General features: G+C 63.1%; 19 protein-coding genes and 1 pseudogene. 17 read left to right on the top strand and 3 right to left on the bottom strand.

Annotated elements, in window-relative coordinates; translation table 11 throughout:
* Positions 1-96: 96 nt before the first annotated feature.
* The 13 genes and pseudogenes from N4264_RS14515 (at position 97) to N4264_RS14455 (ending at position 10,090) form a co-directional block, all read left to right on the top strand.
* A complete protein-coding gene (locus N4264_RS14515) occupies positions 97-1,167 on the top strand; it encodes an IS630 family transposase (RefSeq protein WP_261692906.1) in 1,071 nt (356 codons plus the stop codon).
* Between the two features lie 339 nt (positions 1,168-1,506).
* Positions 1,507-1,722: a hypothetical protein gene (locus N4264_RS14510; RefSeq protein ID WP_261692964.1), complete on the top strand. Its 216-nt coding sequence runs from the start codon at positions 1,507-1,509 to the stop codon at positions 1,720-1,722.
* 83 nt (positions 1,723-1,805) lie between these two features.
* Complete coding sequence (gene tnpA / locus N4264_RS14505) at positions 1,806-2,129, top strand: IS66 family insertion sequence element accessory protein TnpA (protein ID WP_261692850.1); 324 nt, start codon at positions 1,806-1,808, stop codon at positions 2,127-2,129.
* Positions 2,129-2,515, top strand: a complete 387-nt coding sequence (gene tnpB, locus N4264_RS14500) for an IS66 family insertion sequence element accessory protein TnpB (protein ID WP_261692849.1) — start codon at positions 2,129-2,131, stop codon at positions 2,513-2,515. Before tnpA ends, tnpB begins: the two co-directional genes overlap by 1 nt.
* A gap of 2 nt (positions 2,516-2,517) precedes the next feature.
* A complete protein-coding gene (gene tnpC, locus N4264_RS14495; protein ID WP_261692848.1) occupies positions 2,518-4,125 on the top strand; it encodes an IS66 family transposase in 1,608 nt (535 codons plus the stop codon).
* A gap of 123 nt (positions 4,126-4,248) precedes the next feature.
* Positions 4,249-5,076, top strand: a pseudogene (locus N4264_RS14490) (MlaE family ABC transporter permease); the annotation flags it as partial.
* On the top strand, positions 5,073-5,882 hold the full coding sequence (locus N4264_RS14485; protein ID WP_261692962.1) for an ABC transporter ATP-binding protein: 810 nt from the start codon (positions 5,073-5,075) through the stop codon (positions 5,880-5,882). The pseudogene N4264_RS14490 and the gene N4264_RS14485, both read left to right, overlap by 4 nt.
* Entirely contained in the window at positions 5,866-6,810 is a 945-nt protein-coding gene (locus tag N4264_RS14480; RefSeq protein WP_261692961.1) for an MlaD family protein, read from the top strand. Before N4264_RS14485 ends, N4264_RS14480 begins: the two co-directional genes overlap by 17 nt.
* On the top strand, positions 6,807-7,436 hold the full coding sequence (locus tag N4264_RS14475; RefSeq protein ID WP_261692960.1) for an ABC-type transport auxiliary lipoprotein family protein: 630 nt from the start codon (positions 6,807-6,809) through the stop codon (positions 7,434-7,436). Before N4264_RS14480 ends, N4264_RS14475 begins: the two co-directional genes overlap by 4 nt.
* Positions 7,437-7,497: 61 nt before the next feature.
* Entirely contained in the window at positions 7,498-7,956 is a 459-nt protein-coding gene (locus N4264_RS14470; RefSeq protein ID WP_261692959.1) for a hypothetical protein, read from the top strand.
* A protein-coding gene (locus N4264_RS14465; protein WP_261692958.1) for an IS5 family transposase occupies positions 7,953-8,755 on the top strand; the annotation gives its coding sequence in 2 pieces (ribosomal slippage) (positions 7,953-8,280 and positions 8,280-8,755; 804 coding nt in all). The genes N4264_RS14470 and N4264_RS14465 overlap by 4 nt, the downstream gene beginning before the upstream one ends.
* 169 nt (positions 8,756-8,924) lie before the next feature.
* Positions 8,925-9,194, top strand: coding sequence for a universal stress protein (locus N4264_RS14460; protein ID WP_261692957.1), 270 nt, complete (start codon positions 8,925-8,927; stop codon positions 9,192-9,194).
* 65 nt (positions 9,195-9,259) lie between these two features.
* Positions 9,260-10,090, top strand: a complete 831-nt coding sequence (locus tag N4264_RS14455) for a universal stress protein (RefSeq protein WP_261692956.1) — start codon at positions 9,260-9,262, stop codon at positions 10,088-10,090.
* A gap of 43 nt (positions 10,091-10,133) precedes the next feature.
* On the opposite strand, the gene N4264_RS14450 is transcribed toward N4264_RS14455, so the two are convergent.
* The 3 genes from N4264_RS14450 to N4264_RS14440 form a co-directional block, all read right to left on the bottom strand.
* A complete protein-coding gene (locus tag N4264_RS14450) occupies positions 10,134-11,813 on the bottom strand; it encodes an ABC1 kinase family protein (protein ID WP_261692955.1) in 1,680 nt (559 codons plus the stop codon).
* Positions 11,814-12,073: 260 nt separating this feature from the next.
* On the bottom strand, positions 12,074-12,889 hold the full coding sequence (locus N4264_RS14445) for a type 1 glutamine amidotransferase domain-containing protein (protein WP_261692954.1): 816 nt from the start codon (positions 12,887-12,889) through the stop codon (positions 12,074-12,076).
* Between the two features lie 10 nt (positions 12,890-12,899).
* Complete coding sequence (locus N4264_RS14440) at positions 12,900-13,589, bottom strand: type 1 glutamine amidotransferase domain-containing protein (RefSeq protein ID WP_261692953.1); 690 nt, start codon at positions 13,587-13,589, stop codon at positions 12,900-12,902.
* A gap of 101 nt (positions 13,590-13,690) precedes the next feature.
* On the opposite strand from N4264_RS14440, the gene N4264_RS14435 reads away from it, so the two are divergent.
* The 4 genes from N4264_RS14435 to N4264_RS14420 all read left to right on the top strand — a co-directional run bounded on the left by N4264_RS14435 (position 13,691) and on the right by N4264_RS14420 (position 20,810).
* Positions 13,691-14,608: a LysR family transcriptional regulator gene (locus tag N4264_RS14435; RefSeq protein WP_261692952.1), complete on the top strand. Its 918-nt coding sequence runs from the start codon at positions 13,691-13,693 to the stop codon at positions 14,606-14,608.
* A 191-nt stretch (positions 14,609-14,799) separates the two neighbouring features.
* Positions 14,800-15,153, top strand: a complete 354-nt coding sequence (locus N4264_RS14430) for a DUF5655 domain-containing protein (RefSeq protein WP_261692951.1) — start codon at positions 14,800-14,802, stop codon at positions 15,151-15,153.
* A gap of 441 nt (positions 15,154-15,594) precedes the next feature.
* A complete protein-coding gene (locus tag N4264_RS14425; RefSeq protein WP_261692950.1) occupies positions 15,595-19,914 on the top strand; it encodes a carboxypeptidase regulatory-like domain-containing protein in 4,320 nt (1,439 codons plus the stop codon).
* Positions 19,911-20,810 (top strand): DUF11 domain-containing protein, encoded by a 900-nt coding sequence (locus N4264_RS14420; protein ID WP_261692949.1) that lies wholly within the window; start codon positions 19,911-19,913, stop codon positions 20,808-20,810. The genes N4264_RS14425 and N4264_RS14420 overlap by 4 nt, the downstream gene beginning before the upstream one ends.
* The last annotated feature ends 24 nt before the right edge of the window (positions 20,811-20,834 follow it).

Raw genomic sequence — 20,834 nt, 5'->3', positions numbered from 1 at the left:
CGGCCTGCTAGTGTGGTGTTCCGTTAATAGATTGAATTAATTGGCCAAAGGAGTAATCTCTCGTAGTCCCCGACGGAGACTGCGAAGATGGCGCGCATGGGTCGACCGATCAGCAAGCTCGAGATCTCTGCCGATGAGCGGCGCGAATTGCTGGCGCAGCTGGCAGTACGCAAAGCGCCCGAAGACGAAAAGCTTCGGATTCGAATCGTGCTGGCGTGCGCAGATGGGCTTGGTGGGGAAGCGATTGCGAAGAAGTACGCTGTCTCGGAGCAGACGGTATCGAAGTGGCGCCGTCGCTACGCGGCGTATCGTTTTGCCGGGCTTACCGATGCCCCGCGTCCTGGTCGTCCGCGTTCGGTCGACGATGAGTGCGTGCAGGCAGTGATCGAACGCACCCGCAAAGCCAAACCCACGAAAGCCACGCATTGGAGCGTGCGTTCGATGAGCCAGGCCAGCGGCGTATCGGCGACTTCCGTGCATCGGATCTGGCGTGCGTTCGGCTTGAAGCCACATCTGACCAAGACCTTCAAGCTGTCGACCGATCCGCACTTCGTGGCCAAGGTGCGTGACATTGTGGGTTTGTATCTGGCGCCACCTGACCGGGCTTTGGTGCTGTGTGTGGATGAGAAGAGCCAGATTCAGGCGCTCAACCGCACGCAGCCTGGCCTGCCGATGACTTTCGGCAAGCCGGCAACGCATACGCATGACTACCAGCGCCACGGCACCACTTCGCTCTTCGCTGCCCTGGATGTGGCTACCGGCAAGGTGATTGGCCGCCTCAAGCGCCGCCATCGCAGTGCCGAGTTTCTCGAGTTCCTCAATGCCATCGACCGCGATGCGCCGAAAGGTCTCGACATCCATCTCATCCTCGACAACTACGGCACGCACAAGACCGAGGCGGTGCGTAGCTGGTTCGCTCAGCGTCCGCGCTACCACCTGCACTTCACCCCGACATCGGCTTCATGGCTCAACCTCGTGGAGCGCTTCTTCTCCACGTTGACCACGCGCTGGCTCAAGCGTGGCGCACACGTGAGCGTCGCCGACCTCGAACGATCCATTCGCGAATACCTGCACCAACACAACCAAGATCCAAAGCCTTTCACTTGGCGACGCACTGCCGACCAGATCATCGCGAGTGTCGGTCGGCTGGGGCGCGCAATTAGTTAAGCGTATTAATGGAACACCACACTAGAGGTCGACAAGGCCGCTATCGCAAGCTACACCTCTTTTGCGATTCCGGCGACCGGGCCCTCCTGATGAGCCCGTCCCGGATTGCTTCCCAGACTCTCTGCGCCGTTCTGGCGCTTTCGCCGGTGCGCGTGTCAGACGCGACGCGTGATCACCGCCGTTGGTTGCCGGTGTCGGCCAGTGCCCGGCGCCAGGAAATATTGACCTATCTCAATCGCCGCGTGCCGAGGTCCGGGATACTGCGGGCGGGCCCCTCAAAATGGAGAAGGCCGTGTATCCCTCCCTGGGAGAGGTCCGTCGGCGATGGCGGTGGGGGCCGTGAACTCCGCTGCCGCGATCCAGTGGGTGCGTGAGGACTCCGGTCGTCACGCGCTTGTGGTTTCCGGGGAATGGACGCTATCCAATGCGCGCACCCTGGTAACGGCAGTCGACGCTGCCGCATCCGCGCGGCCGTCTTCGGGTTATGTGGTCGAGGCGGCCGGATTGACGGCGTTGGATACGACGGGCGCCCTGCTGTTGCTGCGTAAGCGTTAACTCCCCGGCGTCCTTCCCCTCTCGCGCGAAGCCCCGAAAATGGGCGCCGACACGACGGGTGTCGAGACGAGTGGAGATGAGGTATGGCGAGCAAGGCGGCAGGTATTCGGATTCGACGCAGCGAATCGCAGTGGCGAGAGGTGTTGTCGCGATTGGAGCGCAGCGATCTTTCGGTCGCGGCGTTCTGCGAGCGCGAAGGGATCAGTGCGGCCAGTGTGTATCGGTGGCGTGGCTTGCTGGTCGATTCGCGTTTGGCGCCGGCGGCTTCATCGCGTAAGTCGCCTTTCGTGGATTTGGGTGTGGTAGGTGCCAGTGCCGCATCGTCGCCGATTTCGGGAGCGAGTCTTCGCACGGAGATCCGGCTGGATCTGGGCGGTGGCCTGGTGATTCACGTGGTGCGCGGCTGATGTTCTTTCCGGAAGGCCAGATCCGCGTGCAGCTGTATGGCCATCCGGCGGACATGCGCAAGTCGTTCGACGGATTGAGCGCTTTGGTGCGTTCCGATCTGCGCTGTGATCCGCTGAGCGGACAGCTGTTCGTCTTCGTGAACCGGCGTGGTACGCAGACGAAAGTGCTGTACTTCGACCGCAGCGGTTGGTGCGTGTGGAGCAAGCGGTTGGAGCGCGGTTGTTTCATCCGTGATTGGCGCAAGGTGCGATCGCGCGAGATGGACTGGACGGCGTTGAAGCTGTTGCTTGAAGGGATCGATGTAGCGAATACGTCTAGGCGCAAACGCTACGTTTTGCAGCGCGGGAATGCCGATACATCGTGTACACAATCGCGTACGCTATGACCATGAAACGTCCTTCGCCAGCAGCGACATTGACACTGTCTGAAGCGGCTCAAATGAGCCCGCAGCAGGTGGTCGATCTGGCTGGCACACTGACGAATCGGATCGACACGCTGGCGAACGAATTGGACTGGCTCAAGCGCCAGATATTTGGCCAGAAAAGTGAGCGCCGTTTGATCGACAACCCGGCGCAGATGGCGCTTGATGCGATGCTGATCGATCCGGCAAAGATTGCGTCATTGCCGGCGTCGTCACAGGTTGTGCCTGCCCATGTTCGGAGCAAACCGCGTACCGATGCGGCGCAGAGCGAGAGCGTACCGTTCTTCGACGAATCACGTGTACCGATGTATACGGTGGTCGTCACCACACCGCGGATGGATGCGCTCGCGCCGGATGCGTATGAGCACATCGGCGACAAAGAGAGCTTCCGGGTGGCGCAGCAGCCGGCCAGCTTTGTGGTGATCAAATACGTGCGGCCGGTGTACAAGCAACGCGATACGGGTGAACTGTTGTGCGCGCCCGCGCCTTCCGGCGTGCTCGAGGGCAGCCGCGCCGATGTGAGCTTTTGCGCGGGCCTCTTGGTCAACAAATTCCGCTACCACCTGCCGTTCTATCGCCAACACCAGCAACTGGGCGATGCCGGCATTACCGTGAGCCGCCCTTGGCTCAACCAGCTCAGTCAGCAGATCTGTGCGTTGCTGTATCCGATCTATGAGGCGCAGCTGACCTCGATCCGCGACAGTCGCGTGATCGCGATGGACGAGACGCCGATCAAGGCCGGACAGGCCGGCAAGGGCAAGATGAAAACCGGCTACTTCTGGCCGGTATACGGCGACAAGGACGAGGTGTGCTTCCCATTCGCCACTACACGAGCGCACACCGTGGTCGCCCAAACGCTGGGTCTGCATCAGCGCGACAACGCCGTGCTGGTGTCCGACGGCTACGCCGCCTATGCGCGCTACGCGCAGCAAACCGGCGTCACGCATGCCCAATGCTGGGCGCACTGCCGTCGTGAGTTCTTTGACGCGCAGAGCAGCGACCCCGAGGGCACCGCACAAGCGCTGGAGCTGATCGGCGCGCTCTACGAAATCGAGCAAGACATACGCGATCGAAATCTTGCCGCCGAAGACAAACAGAACTTCCGCGCCACGCACAGCAAACCCCGGATCGAGTGGTTCTTTGACTGGGTCGAACAACAACGACGACGACCAGACCTATTACCCAGCAATCCCTTCACCAAGGCACTCAGTTATGCCTGGGAACGGCGTGTCGCGCTGTCGGTCTACCTGACCGATCCCGATGTACCGATCGACACCAATCATCTCGAACGCAGCTTGCGGCCCATCCCCATGGGACGCCGCAATTGGCTCTTCTGTTGGACAGAGCTGGGCGCCAAGCACGTCGGCATCGTGCAGAGCCTGATCGTTACCTGCCAGCTACACGGCATCGATCCTTACACCTACCTCGTCGACGTCCTACAGCGCGTCGGCCAACATCCCGCTTCACGCGTTCATGAGCTCACGCCCAGACTTTGGAAACAGCACTTCGCTGACGCCCCGCTTCGATCCATCCTCTACACGCTGCAGCGGGAAGGTGGCAAGTACGTCCGGTAGTTAACGGTTACGTTGCTGCGCGCGTTCGGGCCGACCATTGAAACCGTGGGCGAAGCCGACTGGCACGGCATGAATTCCGCGGACGTGGCGCTGCTGCGCCTGGTGGCTCAGCGCCATCGGGATCCGGCGCCGCCACGGCTGGTACATGCGAGCTTCACACGTCTCCTGGAGCGCACCGGTGCCACGCTGGTCGGTGTCTGGGAGCAGCTGCGGAACCTGCTCGGCTTTATCGGCGCCATGCTGGTGACGCTGGGCAAAGTAGTGATCGGTCGTCGGCGATTGCGCCTTACGGCGACGGTATTTCACATGGAACAGGCCGGACTTGACGCCGTGCCGATCGTAAGCCTGCTGTCCTTCCTTGTCGGCGCGGTCGTGGCCTTCCTCGGTGCGACGGTGCTGCGCGATTTCGGCGCGGAAATTTTTACGGTCGAACTCGTCTCCTACTCGTTTCTGCGCGAGTTCGGTGTGTTGCTCACGGCTATCCTTCTCGCCGGGCGATCTGGCAGCGCATTCACGGCGCAGATCGGTTCGATGAAGAGTCGTGAAGAGCTCGATGCGATCGATGCCCTGGGGCTGGACCCGATGGAGCTCCTGGTTATTCCGCGGCTCCTCGCACTCCTGACCATGCTTCCCGTGTTGACCTTCATTGCGATGATTTCGGGAATCGTCGGCGGGGGCATCGTGGGCACGATGTCGTTGGATATCACGCCGGCGATGTTCATCAGCCGCGTACACGAGATGACAGAACTACGGCACTTCTGGGTCGGAATGGTCAAGGCGCCCATTTTTGCCTTGACGATCGCCGCGGTGGGTTGCCTGGAAGGTTTCAAGGTCGAAGGCAGCGCCGAGTCGGTCGGCCGCCATACGACCTCCGCCGTGGTGCAGTCCATCTTTCTCGTCATTGTGTTCGACGCGCTGTTTGCCATGTTCTTTATGGAGATGCACCTATGAGCGGCGACGATGCCGTCATCGCCGTTCGCGGCCTGCGCAACGCATTCGGCGCGCAGGTCGTTCACGATGCACTGGATCTGGACGTGCGCCGCGGGGAGATCCTCGGCGTCATCGGCGGCTCTGGCGCTGGAAAGTCCGTGCTGTTGCGCTCCATCGTCGGACTGAAGAATCCCGATGCGGGGCGCGTCCAGTTCTTCGGGCAGGACACCACGCACCTGCGCGCCGACCAGCGCCGCGAGATCGATCGCCGTTTTGGGTTGCTGTTCCAGGATGGCGCATTGTTCTCGTCACTCACCGTGCTGGAGAACGTCGAGGTACCCCTGCTCGAATACTTCGATCTGCCCAGGAATCTGGTCCATGACATCGCGCTGCTCAAGATTGCACTGACGGGGCTACCGCTCGACGCGGCTGCCAAGTACCCGGCGCAGCTGTCTGGCGGAATGCGCAAACGCGCGGGTCTGGCAAGGGCACTCGCGCTCGACCCGGAGATTCTGTTCCTCGACGAGCCGACGTCGGGTCTGGACCCGGTGGGCGCTGCCGCGTTCGACGAACTCATTTCCACACTCCGTAATGCGCTGAACCTGACGGTCTTCCTCGTCACGCATGACCTCGACAGCCTCTACGCGATCTGCGATCGCGTCGCCGTTCTCTCGGGCGGGCGCGTTGCGGCCGAAGGGCCGGTCAACGTCGTCGAACATCATTCCGATCCGTGGATTCGCGCCTGCTTCCAGGGGCCGCGCGCGCGCGGCGCGCGGGGTCCTTCGCCGTTGCACGATTCCGGAGTATCTCGTGGAAACCCGAGCTAGCTATGTCCTCATCGGCGCGTTCGCCCTGAGCGCCTTTCTCGCTGCCTTTGTCTTCGTACTGTGGCTGGGCAAGCTTTCGCTGGAGCGCGAATGGACCTATTACGACATCGTTTTCGCCGAACCGGTGACCGGCCTCACCATCGGCGGCGCCGTGCAATACAACGGCATACAGGTTGGCGAAGTCCGCAAGCTGTCGCTGCAGCCGGATGATCCCCGGCGTGCGATTGCTCACGTTCGTCTGAACGCCGATACGCCTGTCAAAGTCGACACGCGTGCACGCCTCAATCTGATCGGACTGACAGGCGTAACCATTATCCAGTTGTCAGGCGGTTCGCCGGATTCGCCTGCGCTCATGCCGGCACAGGGCGCAACGACCGCACAGATCACTGCCGATGTCTCTGCCATGCAGTCGCTACTGTCCTCGGGCCAGGATGTTGCGCTCAATGCGAACGAGGCGCTCGCGCGTGTCGGAAGGCTGCTGTCCGACGACAACCTCGACCAGGTGACGGCCACCCTTCACAACATCAACGACATTACCCACTCTCTCGCCGAAGAGCGCCAGGCACTCGGTGGACTGATGGACGAACTCGCAGCGGCCAGTCTGCAGCTCCGGCGCACGCTGGCGAGGGTAGAGAAACTGGCGGAATCGGCCGATCGCACGCTGGTACGCGATGCCGGTCCGTTACTCGAATCCGCGCGCGCATGGATCGCCTCGGCGCAGCGCACGACCGATACAGCGACGTCGCTACTGGTGGAGACGCGCGAACCGATCACGCGATTTGCCGATAGCGGGCTTGCGCAGCTGACGCCTGCGATCGTAGAACTGCGCACCACACTGCGGCTACTCCGGGCGGTGTCTGCGCGTCTGAAGGATGATCCCGGCGGATACCTTCTGGGGGGTGAGCGGCCGAAGGAGTTCGAGCCATGATCCGAGCGCTACGGCCCGGTTTCCTCGCCGCTATTCTGGTTCAGATGCTCTGCGCCTGCTCACTGCTCGGGCAGCGCAAGAATGTGGAGTTGTACGATCTGGCGCCTCGGGCATCGCCGCCGTCGGCGCATACGCCGGCGGGCAATTGGCAGATCGAAGTGGTGGAACCGCAATCGTTGTCGCCGCTGCTGGGCACGGGCATCCTCGTATCGCCCTCGGAGCAGCGGCTTGCCATCTACCGTGGCGCCCGCTGGACCGACGCACCCACGCTACTCCTGCAGTCGCTCCTGGTGCATGCGCTACGTGCCGGCGGGATGCCAGGCGCTGCGGGAAGCAGCAGCGCCCAGCGCGCCGACTATTTGCTCGAATCCGACTTGCGCGCCTTTCAGGCCGAATATCGCGATCGGAATCGACCGACGGTAGTGATTGTCCTTGACGCCCGCTTGATACGTGTCGCAGACGGACGCTCGCTTGCCAGCCGCACGGTGTCCGTTGAAGAAATTGCGTCAACACCGGCATTGCCGCAGGTCATCCTCGCCTTCGGCGAGGGCGCCGACCGCCTCGGACGCGAAGTCGCCCAGTGGACCGTCGAAACGCTGTCGAACGCGCGGTCGCCTGCACCGTGATACAGATCAACAGGGCTGATTCGGACAAGAGCACACTGGAACAAAGCGCTCGGAGTTCATCATGGCCGATATCATTACGATGATGGGCGAATGCCGGCAATGGAACCAAGGGCTGCATTACGTCGCTGCACTTGCCGAGCGGATCGATGCCGGCCTGACCGGTTTGTACGTCAAACCCTCGCCCATTGATTTCACGACGGTTGAATCGGCCGCCCTCTACGCCGAGCTGGTCGACCTCCTGCGTAGTGAAAAGGAAGCCGAGCAGGACGCCGGTCCCCGATTCGTGCAATGGGCACACGAAAGGCACGTGCCGCGGGCGCGCTGGTTCTCTACCGACCAGACGCCGATCGTAGCGCTGCGGTCCGCCGCCAACTGGCACGACCTGTGTGCCGTCGTACGCCCCGCGGACGAGACGACGCGCTTTGCCCACGACATGGGGCGACTGCTACTAAGAGTGCCTAACAAAACGCCGCGTAGTCTACAATGCGTCAGCCACAAAGAGTTGAGTGCTGACGGATGAGTAAGCTTGAGATCAAGGACGATCTATGGGACGTGATTCGGCGGCTACTTCCGCCGGAGCCAGATCGCCCGAAAGGTGGTCGGCCAAGAGTGCCGGATCGTGCTGCCATCAACGGCATCGTGTTTGTCCTGAGGACGGGGATTCCATGGGAGCATTTGCCGCTCCGGCTAGGCTATGGATCCGGCATGACCTGCTGGCGACGGCTGCGAGACTGGCAGCAGAGCGGTGTTTGGGATCGATTGCACAAGGAACTGTTGCGGCGGTTGCGTAGCTACGATCAGATCGACATGTCGCGAGTGAGTGTGGATGCAGCGAGTGTTCCTTCCCCCCGGGCGGGGAGGAAACCGGTCCAAATCCTACCGATCGAGGAAAGTTGGGGTGCAAAAGGCACGTTGCGGTCGATGCCAGGGGCACGCCGCTCTCGTTCCTCATCAGCGGCGCGAACACGCACGACAGCAAGTGCTTCGAAGCCGTAGTCAATGCGTTACCTGCGGTTGGTGGTCTTCGAGGGCGTCCTCGGCGATGGCCAGACAAGGTTCATGCTGACAAGGGATACGACTACGAACATTGCCGACACGCGTTACGGCACCGTGGAATCGTCCAGCGTATCGCTCGGCGAGGCGTCGAATCTAGCCAGCGACTGGGAAAGCATCGTTGGGTCGTCGAAAGAACGTTTGCTTGGCTCAACCGATTCAAACGCCTTCGCATCCGGTATGAGCGCCGCCCTGAAATCTATCTGGCCTTCGGATTGCTCGCTTGCTCATTGATCTGCTGGCGTGCGATTGAACGGTTTTGTTAGGCACTCTAAGCGTGCCGCTGCCGTTTGTGCTGGTTCCGGCCGACGTTCCCGCATCCATGGCAAGTGCGGCGACGGTTGTTGTCGCCTGGAACGGTTCCTGCGAAGCGCAGCGCGCGGTATTCGCGGCCTTGCCACTGCTCAGGCGGGCATGTCGCGTGGAAATCGTGCAATGCGCCAACGCGGGAAGCAGCGGGGATCCACACTGGAATCCCCCTGGTCCATCGAGTCCTACCTGGCGTGGCAAGGCGTCGGCCCCCTTCGGACGACGGTGCTACGCGATGTATCGCCGGCATCGCTCCTCGCGTTCGCCACTTCGTGCCAGGCCGATCTGCTCGTGATGGGCGCCTACGGTACTCACCGCTATTCGGAATGGCTGTTCGGCGGCATGACATTACATGCGTTGCACCACGCCACGGTGCCACTGTTTCTGCGTCATTGACCCGGCCAGCCGGCAAGGATCCCGTTGGTCGATCGACGCGAGAGAGATCTCGCCCTGGAGGCACTATGAAAGACGTTCTGGTCTATGCGAACAGCCTGTCGGCCTGGACACCGGCGATGATCTGGGCGGCGCAGATCGCTTCGACGCTGCGCGGCGGGCTGACGGGTGTGTACGTGTGCCCTTCGCCGGCCGTCGGCTATGCAGCACCCTATGGGGGCATCGATATCGCGGCGTCCCTGATTGCGAGTATCCGCAAGGTTGAGGAAGAGGCCTACGCCGTTCACGCGCAATTTGAGCGTCGTGCGGCCGAATACGGCGTCCGCAGCGCCCAATGGCAGGTGGCGGAGGGCCACGTCCCTCAGATCTTGCAGCACCTGGGAAACTGGCACGACCTACTTGTCATTGATCGCGGCAACGAGGCCCCTTGGACAGCCCCTTGGGAGGTCGGCAATCTGGTGCTGACAACGCGGATGCCTACGCTGGTTGTTCCGCCGGGTGCACCGCAGCGCCAATCACTCGATTGCGTCGCCATTGCGTGGAACGGATCTCCCGAGGCACTGCGTGCCTTGCACGCGGCCAGGGGTTTGCTCGCACAGGCCAGGCGCATCGTCGTGCTGCGAGGCACGCGCGGGGACCCGTACTCGGAGATCGGCTGGCGGCCGGTGTTTTCGCTCGAAACCTACCTGGCGCGGCAGGCCTTCAGCGTGGAACTGATCGACATCGAATCGGCCGACGGCGACATAGGCGCGACACTATTGGACGCGGCAGCGCAACACGATGCCGACCTACTCGTCATGGGCGCCTACGGACGATCGCGATTTAGCGAGTGGGCTTTTGGCGGCGCTACGCACCACATCCTTCATCACAGTGCCATCCCGGTAATGATGCGGCGTTGAGGTCGACGACAGGGCTGTCGCCGAGGTGACTGCGATTGATCCATCAACGCCCTCCCCCGCTGCGCAGGATGGACCAGAGCAACCATATGCCCGCAATGGATGCACCGAGAAAGCCGAGCAGCCCGAAGAACGGAAGGCCGAGCAATGTCGGACCTCCCTCAACCGTCATGGTGATCGAAGATCCAACGATGAGCGCCGCAATGACCATGCTGCCTGACAGACGATTGGCCGAATGATTCAGGTCCCGGCTGAAGTCACGGAGTTCGTTGAGCTGAAGATGAAGCGCCGTTTTCCCACTGTGCATTTGCTTCAGGAAGTTTCGTAGCTCCCCGGGAATCATCGTGATGACATCGGTGAAGTCGGCCAACGCCGCCAACCCCTGTCGTGCCAACCTCCGGGGACGGTAGCGATCCATCAGCGCCTGGCGCAGAAGCGGCCGCGCCTGGGTCGCCATGTCAAAGCCGGGATCGAGCCGGCGCCCCATTCCGTCCAGGGTGAGACAAACCTTGATCAGCAGCGCCAGATCAGCGGGCAACGCCAGTTGGTTCTGGCGCATCAGCGTGGATATGTCCAGGAGCATTGCCGCCAGGTCCAGCTGCCCCAGCGGAACGCCATGGAAGCGATCAATGAAGGCATCGACGTCGGCAGCGAGCTGCTCGCCATCGGCATTCGGATCGTCGGCCCAGTCGAGCAGCACCGCCATGACCGGCTCGGCGTCGCGCTCCACGAGAGCGTACAGCAGTCGCACGACCTCGTCCTTCCGGTTTGGCGACAGGTGCCCCACCATTCCGAAATCGACAAGGCCGACACGACCGTCGCTTAGCACGAACACGTTGCCCGAGTGCGGATCAGCGTGAAAGAAACCGTCGCGAAACATCATCTTGAGCACCAGCTGCGCGCCGGTGCGGGCGACGCGCACGCGGTCGACGCCCGCCCGCTCGAGCGCAGGAAGGTCAGTCATGGGGACCCCATCGACGTAGTCCTGCACGTTCATCCGTTCGTTCGTGCACGCCCAGTGCACCACCGGCACCATGAGGCGCGGATCACCTTCGAAATTCGCCGCAATCCGTTCTGCGTTGCGACATTCCGCTGCCAGGTCGAGCTCGCGCAGCAGGGAATTGCGGAACTGGCGCACCATTCCCGCGGGATGGAAACGCCGCAAGCCCGGAAACAGCGCTTCGATGCGAACCGCGACGTATTGCAGCAACCGCATGTCCGCCTCGACCACGGGCTTGATACCGGGGCGGCGCACCTTGATCACCACCTCTGCCTGGTCGTGCAGCCGGGCACGGTGCACTTGCGCGATGGATGCGGCCGCCAGGGGTTCGACGTTGACGCTCAGAAAGACGTCCTCGACACGTCGCCCCAGCGCTTCTTCCACCTCGGCCCGTATCGCTTCGAACGGCACCGGCGGCACCGCATTCTGCAGGGCGCTGAGCGCGTCAATCCATTCCGGCGAAAACAGGTCAACGCGCGTGGCCAATAGCTGCCCCAGCTTGACGAAGCACGGCCCCATTTCCTCAAGGGCGTGGCGTACCCGTATCGGCGCCGGCTGGGACACCCACTGCGCCAGGTGGTGCACGGGCTCGACCGTATCCAGGCGACGCAGCAGCCGGGCGAATCCCAACCGACGCAGCAAATCGCCGAAACCGTGCCGTACCAGAATGCCCATGAGGGTCTGGATTCGCGCCGCGTCGAAGCTGACCATCAAGGTGTCCCACATCGGCGCAAGCTCCGTTGGTGCGCCAGTCGGTCAATGGGGAATCTGCGCGCCCCAAAGGCTCGTGATATTGATAACGGTCAATCGTCCGGCGGTCAGGCCTGGAAAGAGTTTCGACCTCCATGGCGCAGGGCAGCCCGCCAGGAATGCCGCTTCTGATGAAACCACCGACTTGCGATGGTCAGCTCTTGTGTCGCACAGAGCCCCGCCGCGTAACGGCAGGGCTCTGGCGTGCAGCCTCTGGTGTGGAAGGCCGTGATGCGTTACTTGGCCGGAAGCACCGCAGGTTTCCGTAGCAGCATCAGTACCTGTTGCGCCACAGCCTTGCTGGAGGCCGGGTTCTGTCCGGTGACGAGTCGGCCATCGGTCACGGCATGGGGTGTAAATGGCTCCGATCCGCTGCTGTACGTCGCCCCGGCTTCCTGCAGGGCGTCTTGCAGCAGGAACGGCACCTGGTCGCGTACGCCGGCCAGGTTCTCCTCGTCGTTGGAGAAGCCCGTGACCCGCTTGCCGCGGATCAGCGGCTCGCCATCGGTGCCCTTGAGCTGAATCAACGCCGCGCTTCCATGGCAAACCGCGGATACAACGCCGCCCTGGTGATGGATCGCCTCGGCCAGTCGTTTGAGTGCGGGCGCGTTCCGGAAATCCCACATGGTGCCGTGGCCGCCGGTGAAGTAGATCGCGTTGTACTGCTTCGGGTCGACGTCGGCGGCGGCCTTGGTGTGAGCGAGTCGGCCCATGAACGCCGGGTCGTTCAGATGGGCTCGCGCGGCGTCGTCGGTGTAGGTCTTGTCGAGACTCCGCTCGTCAAGCGGCGCTTTTCCGCCACGGGGGCTGACGATGTCCATCGCCACGCCAGCCTTGGTCATTTCGTCCCAGAAGTGAGTCAGCTCGGTTAGCCAAAGGCCGGTCTTGTCGGTCCTGCTGGGGTAGTCCGCGTGATTGGTAACCACGACGAGCACTCGCGGCGTTGTCACCGTGGCATTTTTGGAATCGGGCATTTCCGCTCCCGCCAGGAGCGGTGCAGCAAACACGGGCGCGATCGCGAGAGAGAGGATTTTTTTCCAGAGTGATTTCATGGTGTGTGCCTCAGTGCTTGGCGCGTACGAGATCGCGCATTGCTTCGCCGACGCCGGTCGCCGATTGCGGGTTCTGCCCGGTGACGAGCCGCCCGTCGACGACGATCTTGGCGTGCCAGTCGGGGGCGCTTTCGTGCAGCGCGCCCTGGTTCTTCAGGGTGGAGGCGAGCAGGAACGGAACCACGTTCGCAAGACCGACCGCCTGCTCTTCGCTGTCCGTAAAGCCGGCAACGCGCTTGCCTTCCACGAGATGGCGACCGTTGGACAACTTCGCGTTGATCAGGGCGGCAGGGCCGTGGCACACGGCGGCAACAACACCGCCGGCTTCATAGACTTCGCGCGTGACGCGTTGCACCGCTTCGCTGTCGGGGAAATCCCACACCGCGCCGTGGCCGCCGGCGTAGTACACGGCCGCGTAGTCGGACGACTGGACGTCTGCCAGGCGCTTGGTGGTGCGCAGCGCGGTGCGGAAACGCTGGTTTTCCCAATAGCGCGCGTTGGTCGCGTCATTGAGATCCAGCCCGTCGACGGGCGGCTCGCCGCCGGCAATGGACGCGAAGTCGACCTTGATGCCAGCCGCATCGAGCACGGCCAGTGGGTGGGTGACCTCGCCGAGGTAGAAGCCAGTCGGCTGGCCGGTGCTGCCCTTGGTGGCATGGCTGGTCAGTACGAACAGAACGGGTTTTGCTTGGGGGTTCATCGAGCGACTCCGGGTGGTGGGTGCGGCCGCGGCACTCTATTGCCCTCCAAATCGGGCATAAATACCCTGTGGTTCAATTGATCTATTCTTCAAAGGCAAGAATGGTGCGCCGATTCAATCACCTGGGTGACCTGGAGGCCTTCGTGGCCGTCGTCGACAAGGGGTCGATCACGGCGGGCGCGGTCGAGCTCGGCACAACCGCCTCGGTCCTCAGCCGCGCCATTGCGCGCCTGGAGGCCCGGCTGGGCGCACAGCTGCTGCGCCGCACGACGCGCCGCCTGAGCTTGACCGAGGCCGGGCAGATCTATCTCGAACACGCACGCGGCGCCTTCAGCCTGATCGACGAAGGCGATCGCGCCGTACAGGGACAGGGCAATGAGGCGCAGGGTCTGAGCGGCCGGGTCCGAATGAGCGTCTCGACGACCTATGGCAACTATCGCCTGCCTGCCCTGCTTCGGCCGTTTCTGGAAACCCATTCCCAGATCCAGGTCGAATTGAACATTTCCAACCGCAACGTCGACCTGGTGGCCGAAGGCTTCGACATGGCGATACGCCTGGGTCAACTCCCCGACAGCAGTCTGATCGGCCGCCGGCTGGAGGATCTGCCCATGTGCCTGGTTGCAGCGCCGGACTACCTGGCGCGAATGGGCGTGCCGCAAAACCTCGCCGAACTCCATCGCTACGAAATGCTGTCGTTCGTCATGCCGAGCACGGGCCGCGCAGCACCGTGGCTGCTGCGCGACGAGGCGGGAGAGGATTTGGAATGGCCGGTGCCGGCGCGTATCCGGGTATCCGATGATGTCCTCGGCGTTGTCTCCCTGGCCGAGCAAGGGCTCGGCATCTGCCAGTGCTACCGGTTCATTGCCGAACAACGACTGGCCAGTGGCCGATTGGTCGAAGTACTGCCGCAGAACAACGGGCGTACCCGCCCCTGTTCGCTGATCTACGCACCGCATCGGCGCTTGTCAGCCGCATCGCGGGCGTTGATCGAGTGGTTGGCGAGTATGTCGGGGCGGTGATCCGCCATCACGGCGCGTAGCCTTGCTCGACCAAGGCTCCGCCAGCAGTTCACCTGCCAGCGCCTGTTGCTCGCCGGTTCCTCAAGGCTTGCGGCGCGAAGAATGCACATGAAACCCGGGAGGAGCTGGACGTCGCGGACACATGCATGGAAAGGTATATTTTGCCACGAACCCACGCATGGGAGGCACCTGTGACCGAGAATACACCTGCCGTCCAGCACCATTTCACCGACCGTGCGCCGGTGGTGCGGGCGATCTACGATCGTCTCTTGATGGCGGTGCGGCAGTTCGGGCCGGTCGAGGAAGATCCGAAGAAAACCTCGATCCACCTCAACCGCAACAGTGCCTTCGCGGGCGTTGCAACGCGCAAAGAGGCGCTGGTTATCACGGTGAAGTCCGCACGCGACATCGACAGCCCCCGCGTGGCAAAACGCGAACAGGTGTCGAAGAGTCGCTGGCATATCGAGGTGCGTCTCACCGATCCGGCGCAGGTTGACTCCGAGCTCATCGCATGGCTGCGTGAGGCGTACGAGATCTCGGCCTAGCGCTACGTCCCCCGGGCGTCATCCCGACTGGCGAGACGAGGGGGCGTTCCATGAACCCCTTCGACAACGACATCGCCGCACTGCTCGGAAAGTCCATCAACAGCCCTACATCCGCCGCCGCTTCCTCCGATCACAGCAACCGCCGCCCCGCCGCTGGCTGGCCTGTCCCGGTGGCCGTGTCCTGTGCGCGCCGAACCGGCAGATCAGCCGGAAGACGGATCACCTATCCACCCTGAGGCTGACGAAATCGAAATGGAGGCGTATGGTGCGCCTGAATCTTGAAGTGGGCGCGCAGCTTTTCGAACCGAGCTGATCGGTAAGCGTCTCCCGGGGCGAAGGCACAGGCAGTTCAGCAGAGGGGTGACCCTGTTCTGGTCACGTTTCGCGCTCACCCAGTGGTGTGGCGATGTGGGGCCTTACGTTCAATTCCAAGGGGGTTAGATGAACCGCCAACTTCTCGGTTTCCTGCTTTCCGTCTTCACGCTCAGCGCGTCCGCTCAGGTTCCGGAGGCAGTCAACCCGCTGCCTGCAGTGGAAAATGTGAGCACGGACAAGCCTGTGGAAAGCCTCTTGCAACGCGCCGCAAGCCGCCGCATCGATCTGCGATCACTGCCGCGGACCCGCCCTCCGCAGCGGGAACGAGCGGAACGGGAGGCGCCCGAGTATGAGCCTGTCCTGCTGCCGGGGAGCCCGTCGCCTCCGGCGGGCGAGCCAGTGGCGCCGACGCGGCGCGCACCGGCGCCACCGCCGATCAATGTGTTCGAGGGCCTTGACCGCTTCAACTTTGGCTCGGGCAGTCCGCCCGACACCAACGGCGACGTCGGCCCGACGTACTACATACAGACCGTCAACAGCTCGGTGGGCATTTTCCGCAAGAGCGACGGGTTTATGGAAGCGGGCTTTTCGTTCAACACCTTCATGAGCCAGGGCAACTTCGGCAATCTTTGTGATACCGCGAACTTTGGCGATCCGGTCGTGCTGTATGACACGTTTGAAGACCGCTGGATCATCTCTGACTTCGCATTCTTGACCGACGGCGGCGGTAACGCGATTGGGCCGGCGTTTCAGTGCATCGCCGCATCGATGTCCGGCAACCCGCTGACCGGGGGCTGGAATTTCTACTCGCGCCAAGTCTCCGACAGTCTCAATGACTATCCGAAGTTCGGTATCTGGCCCGATGGCCTGTATATGTCGGCGAACATGTTCAACTTCGGCGGCGGATCGTTCAGGAATGCGCGCGTGTGGGCGTTCAACAAGGCGCAGATGTACGCCGGGGCTCCGACGGCGCAAGTCGTTTCGTTCGATGTCGGCGGCGGCGACTTCACCCTCCTTCCCGGCAACGCGCGACTGCAGACCGGCACGCCGCCGCCGGGTCGCCCCAATTTGTTTATTTCCACGCAGCTATTTCTCAACGCGGTAACGGTGTACAAGTTCCACGTCGACTGGCAGAACATATCGTTGTCGACGTTCACCGGGCCCGACACGCCGCTTTCAGCCACGAGCTGGCCGACGTTCGCGGCAGGCGTGCCACAGCCTGGCACGGCAACGCTGCTCGATTCGCTCTCGAATCGCGCGATGATGCAGAACCAGTACACGAACTTCGGCGGCACCGAATCCTTGTGGGTTTCGCACACGGTGCGCCGGCAGAACACCTCGGGATTTGCGGCGCCGCGCTGGTATCAGGTGAATGTCTCTGGCGGCACCGTTGCCGCCGCGATTCCGCAAGCGGCGACATGGGACCCCGACGCAGCCAACGTGCTGCATCGATGGATGCCGAGCCTGGCCGTGGATCGTGCCGGCAACATGGCGATGGGCTACAGCACCTCGAGCACCACGGCATTTCCGTCGATGGCTTATGCCGGGCGGCTTGCGGGCGATCCGATCAATACCTTCAGCCAGACTGAACAAGTTTTCTTCGCCGGAACAGCCTCGCAGACCGGGTCAGCCCGTTGGGGCGACTACAGCGCGATGACCTTGGATCCGGACGGATGCACGTTCTGGTTCACGAGCGAATACGCCAATCCCGCCGACCAGGCGTTCAACCATCGGTGGTTGACCAAGTTCGGCTCCTTCGCCTTCACCGAGTGCACGCCGGTAGGTGCAGGCGGCACCGTTTCCGGCACGGTCACCACCACCCCCGGTGGTGCGCCGATCAGCGGCGCGACCGTGCAATTCGGTGCCCGCACGACGACGACCGATGGCTCGGGCACCTATTCTTTCACCAGCATTCCGGCCGGAACCTATCCGGTCATCGGCGCCAGAAAGCCAGGGTTCGGCAGCGCGTCGGCGGCAAGCGTCGTCGTTACCGATGGCGGCACGTCGACGCAGGATTTCGCACTCACCGCTGCCCCGACCAGTGCCTGCCCGACCGACAGCACGCAGGCCGAATTTCTCGCCGGTATCCCGACGAGTGTCGACTTGAACACCAGCCCGGGCGATCTGTCGCTCAGCAATGCGCCCGTCAGCGATCAGGCGAACACCGCCGGTACCACGACCGGGACGGGTTTTGGCACTCCCGCCTGGACTGGCCAGACGTTCATTCCCGCGTTGACGGGCACGCTCGTCAATGTCGATGTCCAACTCTTCTGCAATGGCTGCGGCGCAACGCCGCCCAATCTCACCCTCTCGGTTCGCAACACCAGCGCGGGTTTACCGACAGGCCCCGACCTGGCCAGCACGACGATTCCCGGCACGGCCTTTGCCAGCGGCTCGACGGTCTTGTACACGGCCACCTTCGGCTCGCCGCCAGCAGTGACCGCCGGAACGCAATACGCCGTGATCCTGCGCCCCGTCTCGGCGCCGGCAGGTAGCGGCTACTTCTGGATTCGATCCTCACCTTCCAGCTATGCGAGCGGGTCACGTGTCCTTTCGGCCGATAGCGGGGGAACGTGGTCTGCCGACACGACGAGAGACTTCAACTTCCGAACCTATGTACGGACCGGCTACGCCGCGTCGGGCAACTTCATCTCGTCGTCGAAGGATAGCAATCCGGCGACGGACTACACGCCTACCTGGACCACCTTGTCCTGGACCGCTTCCACGCCAGCGAACACGTCGGTGTCATTCCAGGTTGCAGCCAGCAACTCCGAGTTCGGCCCCTTCAACTTCGTTGGACCCGACAACACTGCTGCCACGTTCTTCACCACCAGTGGCGCCTCGCTCAGCCGGTTCAACGGCAACCGTTACCTGCACTATCGCGCCTTCCTGGCGACGACGGATTCGGCGGTGACGCCGACGCTCAGTGACGTCACGGCATGCTTCGTCGACAACGCGCCCGCTGATCTGTCGATCACCAAAGATGACGGTGTGACGACCGCCGCACAGGGCGGTTCGGTCATCTACACGATCACCGCGTCGAATGCGGGACCCGGCGCGGCGACCAACGCGACGGTGACGGACAACTTCCCCGCCGACGAGACATGCAACTGGACCTGCACGGGTGCGGGTGGCGGCTCGTGCACCGCGTCGGGCACAGGCAACATCCTCGACGACGAGGTGATTCTGCCGGTCGGTGGCACGGCAACGTACTCGGCGACGTGTGCCATTTCCCTCTCGGCAAGTGGCTCACTGAGCAACACCGCGTCGATATCCGGAGCGTCAGCGTTCGTCGCCGACACGGTGCCCGGCAATAACAGCGCGACCGATACCGATGGTGTGGGACAAAGTTCGGATTTGTCGATCACCAAGACCGATGGCGTCACCTCGGCGACACCCGGTGGTTCGGTCACCTACACGATCACGGCATCCAACGCCGGGCCCAGCAATGCCCCGGGTTCCACCGTTGCGGATACCTTCCCGGCGTCGCTGACCTGCACCTGGACCTGCGTCGGCGCCGGTGGCGGCACGTGCACGGCTTCGGGCAGCGGCAACATCAACGACACGACCAACCTGCCGGCCGGTGGCAGCGTCACCTACACCGCGAGCTGCACCATCGCGGCGTCGGCAACCGGATCGTTGAGCAACACCGCGACCGCCGCGGCGCCCGCGGGCGCTACCGATCCGAATCCCGGCAACAATTCGGCGACCGACACGGACACCCTGACGCCGCAGTCCGATCTGTCCATCACCAAGACCGATGGTGTCACCTCGGCGACACCGGGTGGTTCGGTCACCTATACGATCACGGCATCCAACGCCGGGCCCAGCGACGCCCCGGGTTCCACCATTGCAGATACCTTCCCGGCGTCACTGACTTGCACCTGGACCTGCGTCGGCGCCGGTGGCGGCACGTGCACGGCCTCGGGCAGCGGCAACATCAACGACACGACCAACTTGCCAACCGGTGGCAGCGTCACCTACACCGCCAGTTGCACCATCTCCGCGGCGGCAACCGGATCGTTGACCAACACCGCGACAGCGGCGGCGCCCGCGGGCGCTACCGATCCCAATCCCGGCAACAATTCCGCGACCGATACGGACACGCTGGCGCCACAGGCCGACCTGGCCATCACCAAGACCGACGGCGTGACGACGGCGACACCGGGCGGCTCGATCACCTACACGATCACGGCATCCAACGCCGGGCCCAGCGATGCCCCGGGATCCACCGTTGCTGACACCTTCCCGGCGTCGCTGACCTGCACCTGGACCTGCGTCGGCGCCGGTGGCGGCACGTGCACGGCCTCGGGCAGCGGCAATATCAGCGACACGAACAATTTGCCGGCCGGTGGCAGCACCACGTACACGGCAAGCTGTTCGATCTCCGCTGTTGCAACCGGCAGCCTGTCGAATACAGCAACCGTCACGGCGCCGGGGGAGTGACTGACACTGCGCCAGGCAACAACTCGGCCACCGACACGGACACGCTGGTGCCCCTGCCGGATGTGGCGTTGACGATTACCGACAATCGCACCCGGGCGGCGGTAGGGCGGCCCGTGAACTACATCATCAGTGTCACTAACAGTGCCGGGCCCGGCAGCGCGACGGCCGTGGTGACCGATGCGCTGCCCGCGGGATTGTTCAACGGAAGCTGGGTGTGTATTCCGTTTGGTGGTGCCACCTGCGCCGACGGAAACGGCAACACACTCAGCGATACGATAACGCTGCCGGTGGGCGCTCAAGTGGCCTACGTCTATTCGGCAACCGCCATTTACGGTGATGCCAACGACCAGATCATCAACACGGCATCGGTGGCGCTGACGAATGGTCCAGATCCGGCGCCAGCCAACAACAGCGCCACTGACACCGACCTGCTGGTGCTCTTCAAGGACGGCTTCGACGGCACGCCGCTGATGGTGCCGCTCCAGGTGGGTACTGGTGATGCCCATGTCGCGGCGACGCTGCGCATCGACGCGACATTGCTGAACAGGCTGAGCATGGTGCCGACGGCGGTTGCCAGTGGCAGCGCCGCGAGCGGCAGGACATTGTTCACACTTGAACTGGCGCGCTTTGGCAACGATATCGTCTTACGCGCCCTGACCATGAACAGTCGCGGCTGGAGCGAGATTTCGGACTGGCAGAACGTCGCCGACGCCAATCCCCACTTGCTCACGTTCGCCTGGCAATCAGCTTCCGGCCAGAATGGTGACGGCTATCTCAACCTCGACACCGGCGGTGCTTCGGTCATGATTGCCGGTCGCAACGAACACGACCGGCTGACGCTGCTCTGGGTGAGGGTCGAGAATACGGTGCCTTGGCTCAATGTGATCACGCACTGAGTACCAGGCGCTGGTTGTTTGTCG

Origin of the sequence: Tahibacter amnicola (assembly GCF_025398735.1) — a bacterium.
Taxonomy (GTDB): Bacteria; Pseudomonadota; Gammaproteobacteria; order Xanthomonadales; family Rhodanobacteraceae; genus Tahibacter; species Tahibacter amnicola.
This window is presented reverse-complemented; position numbering and strand designations above follow the sequence as displayed.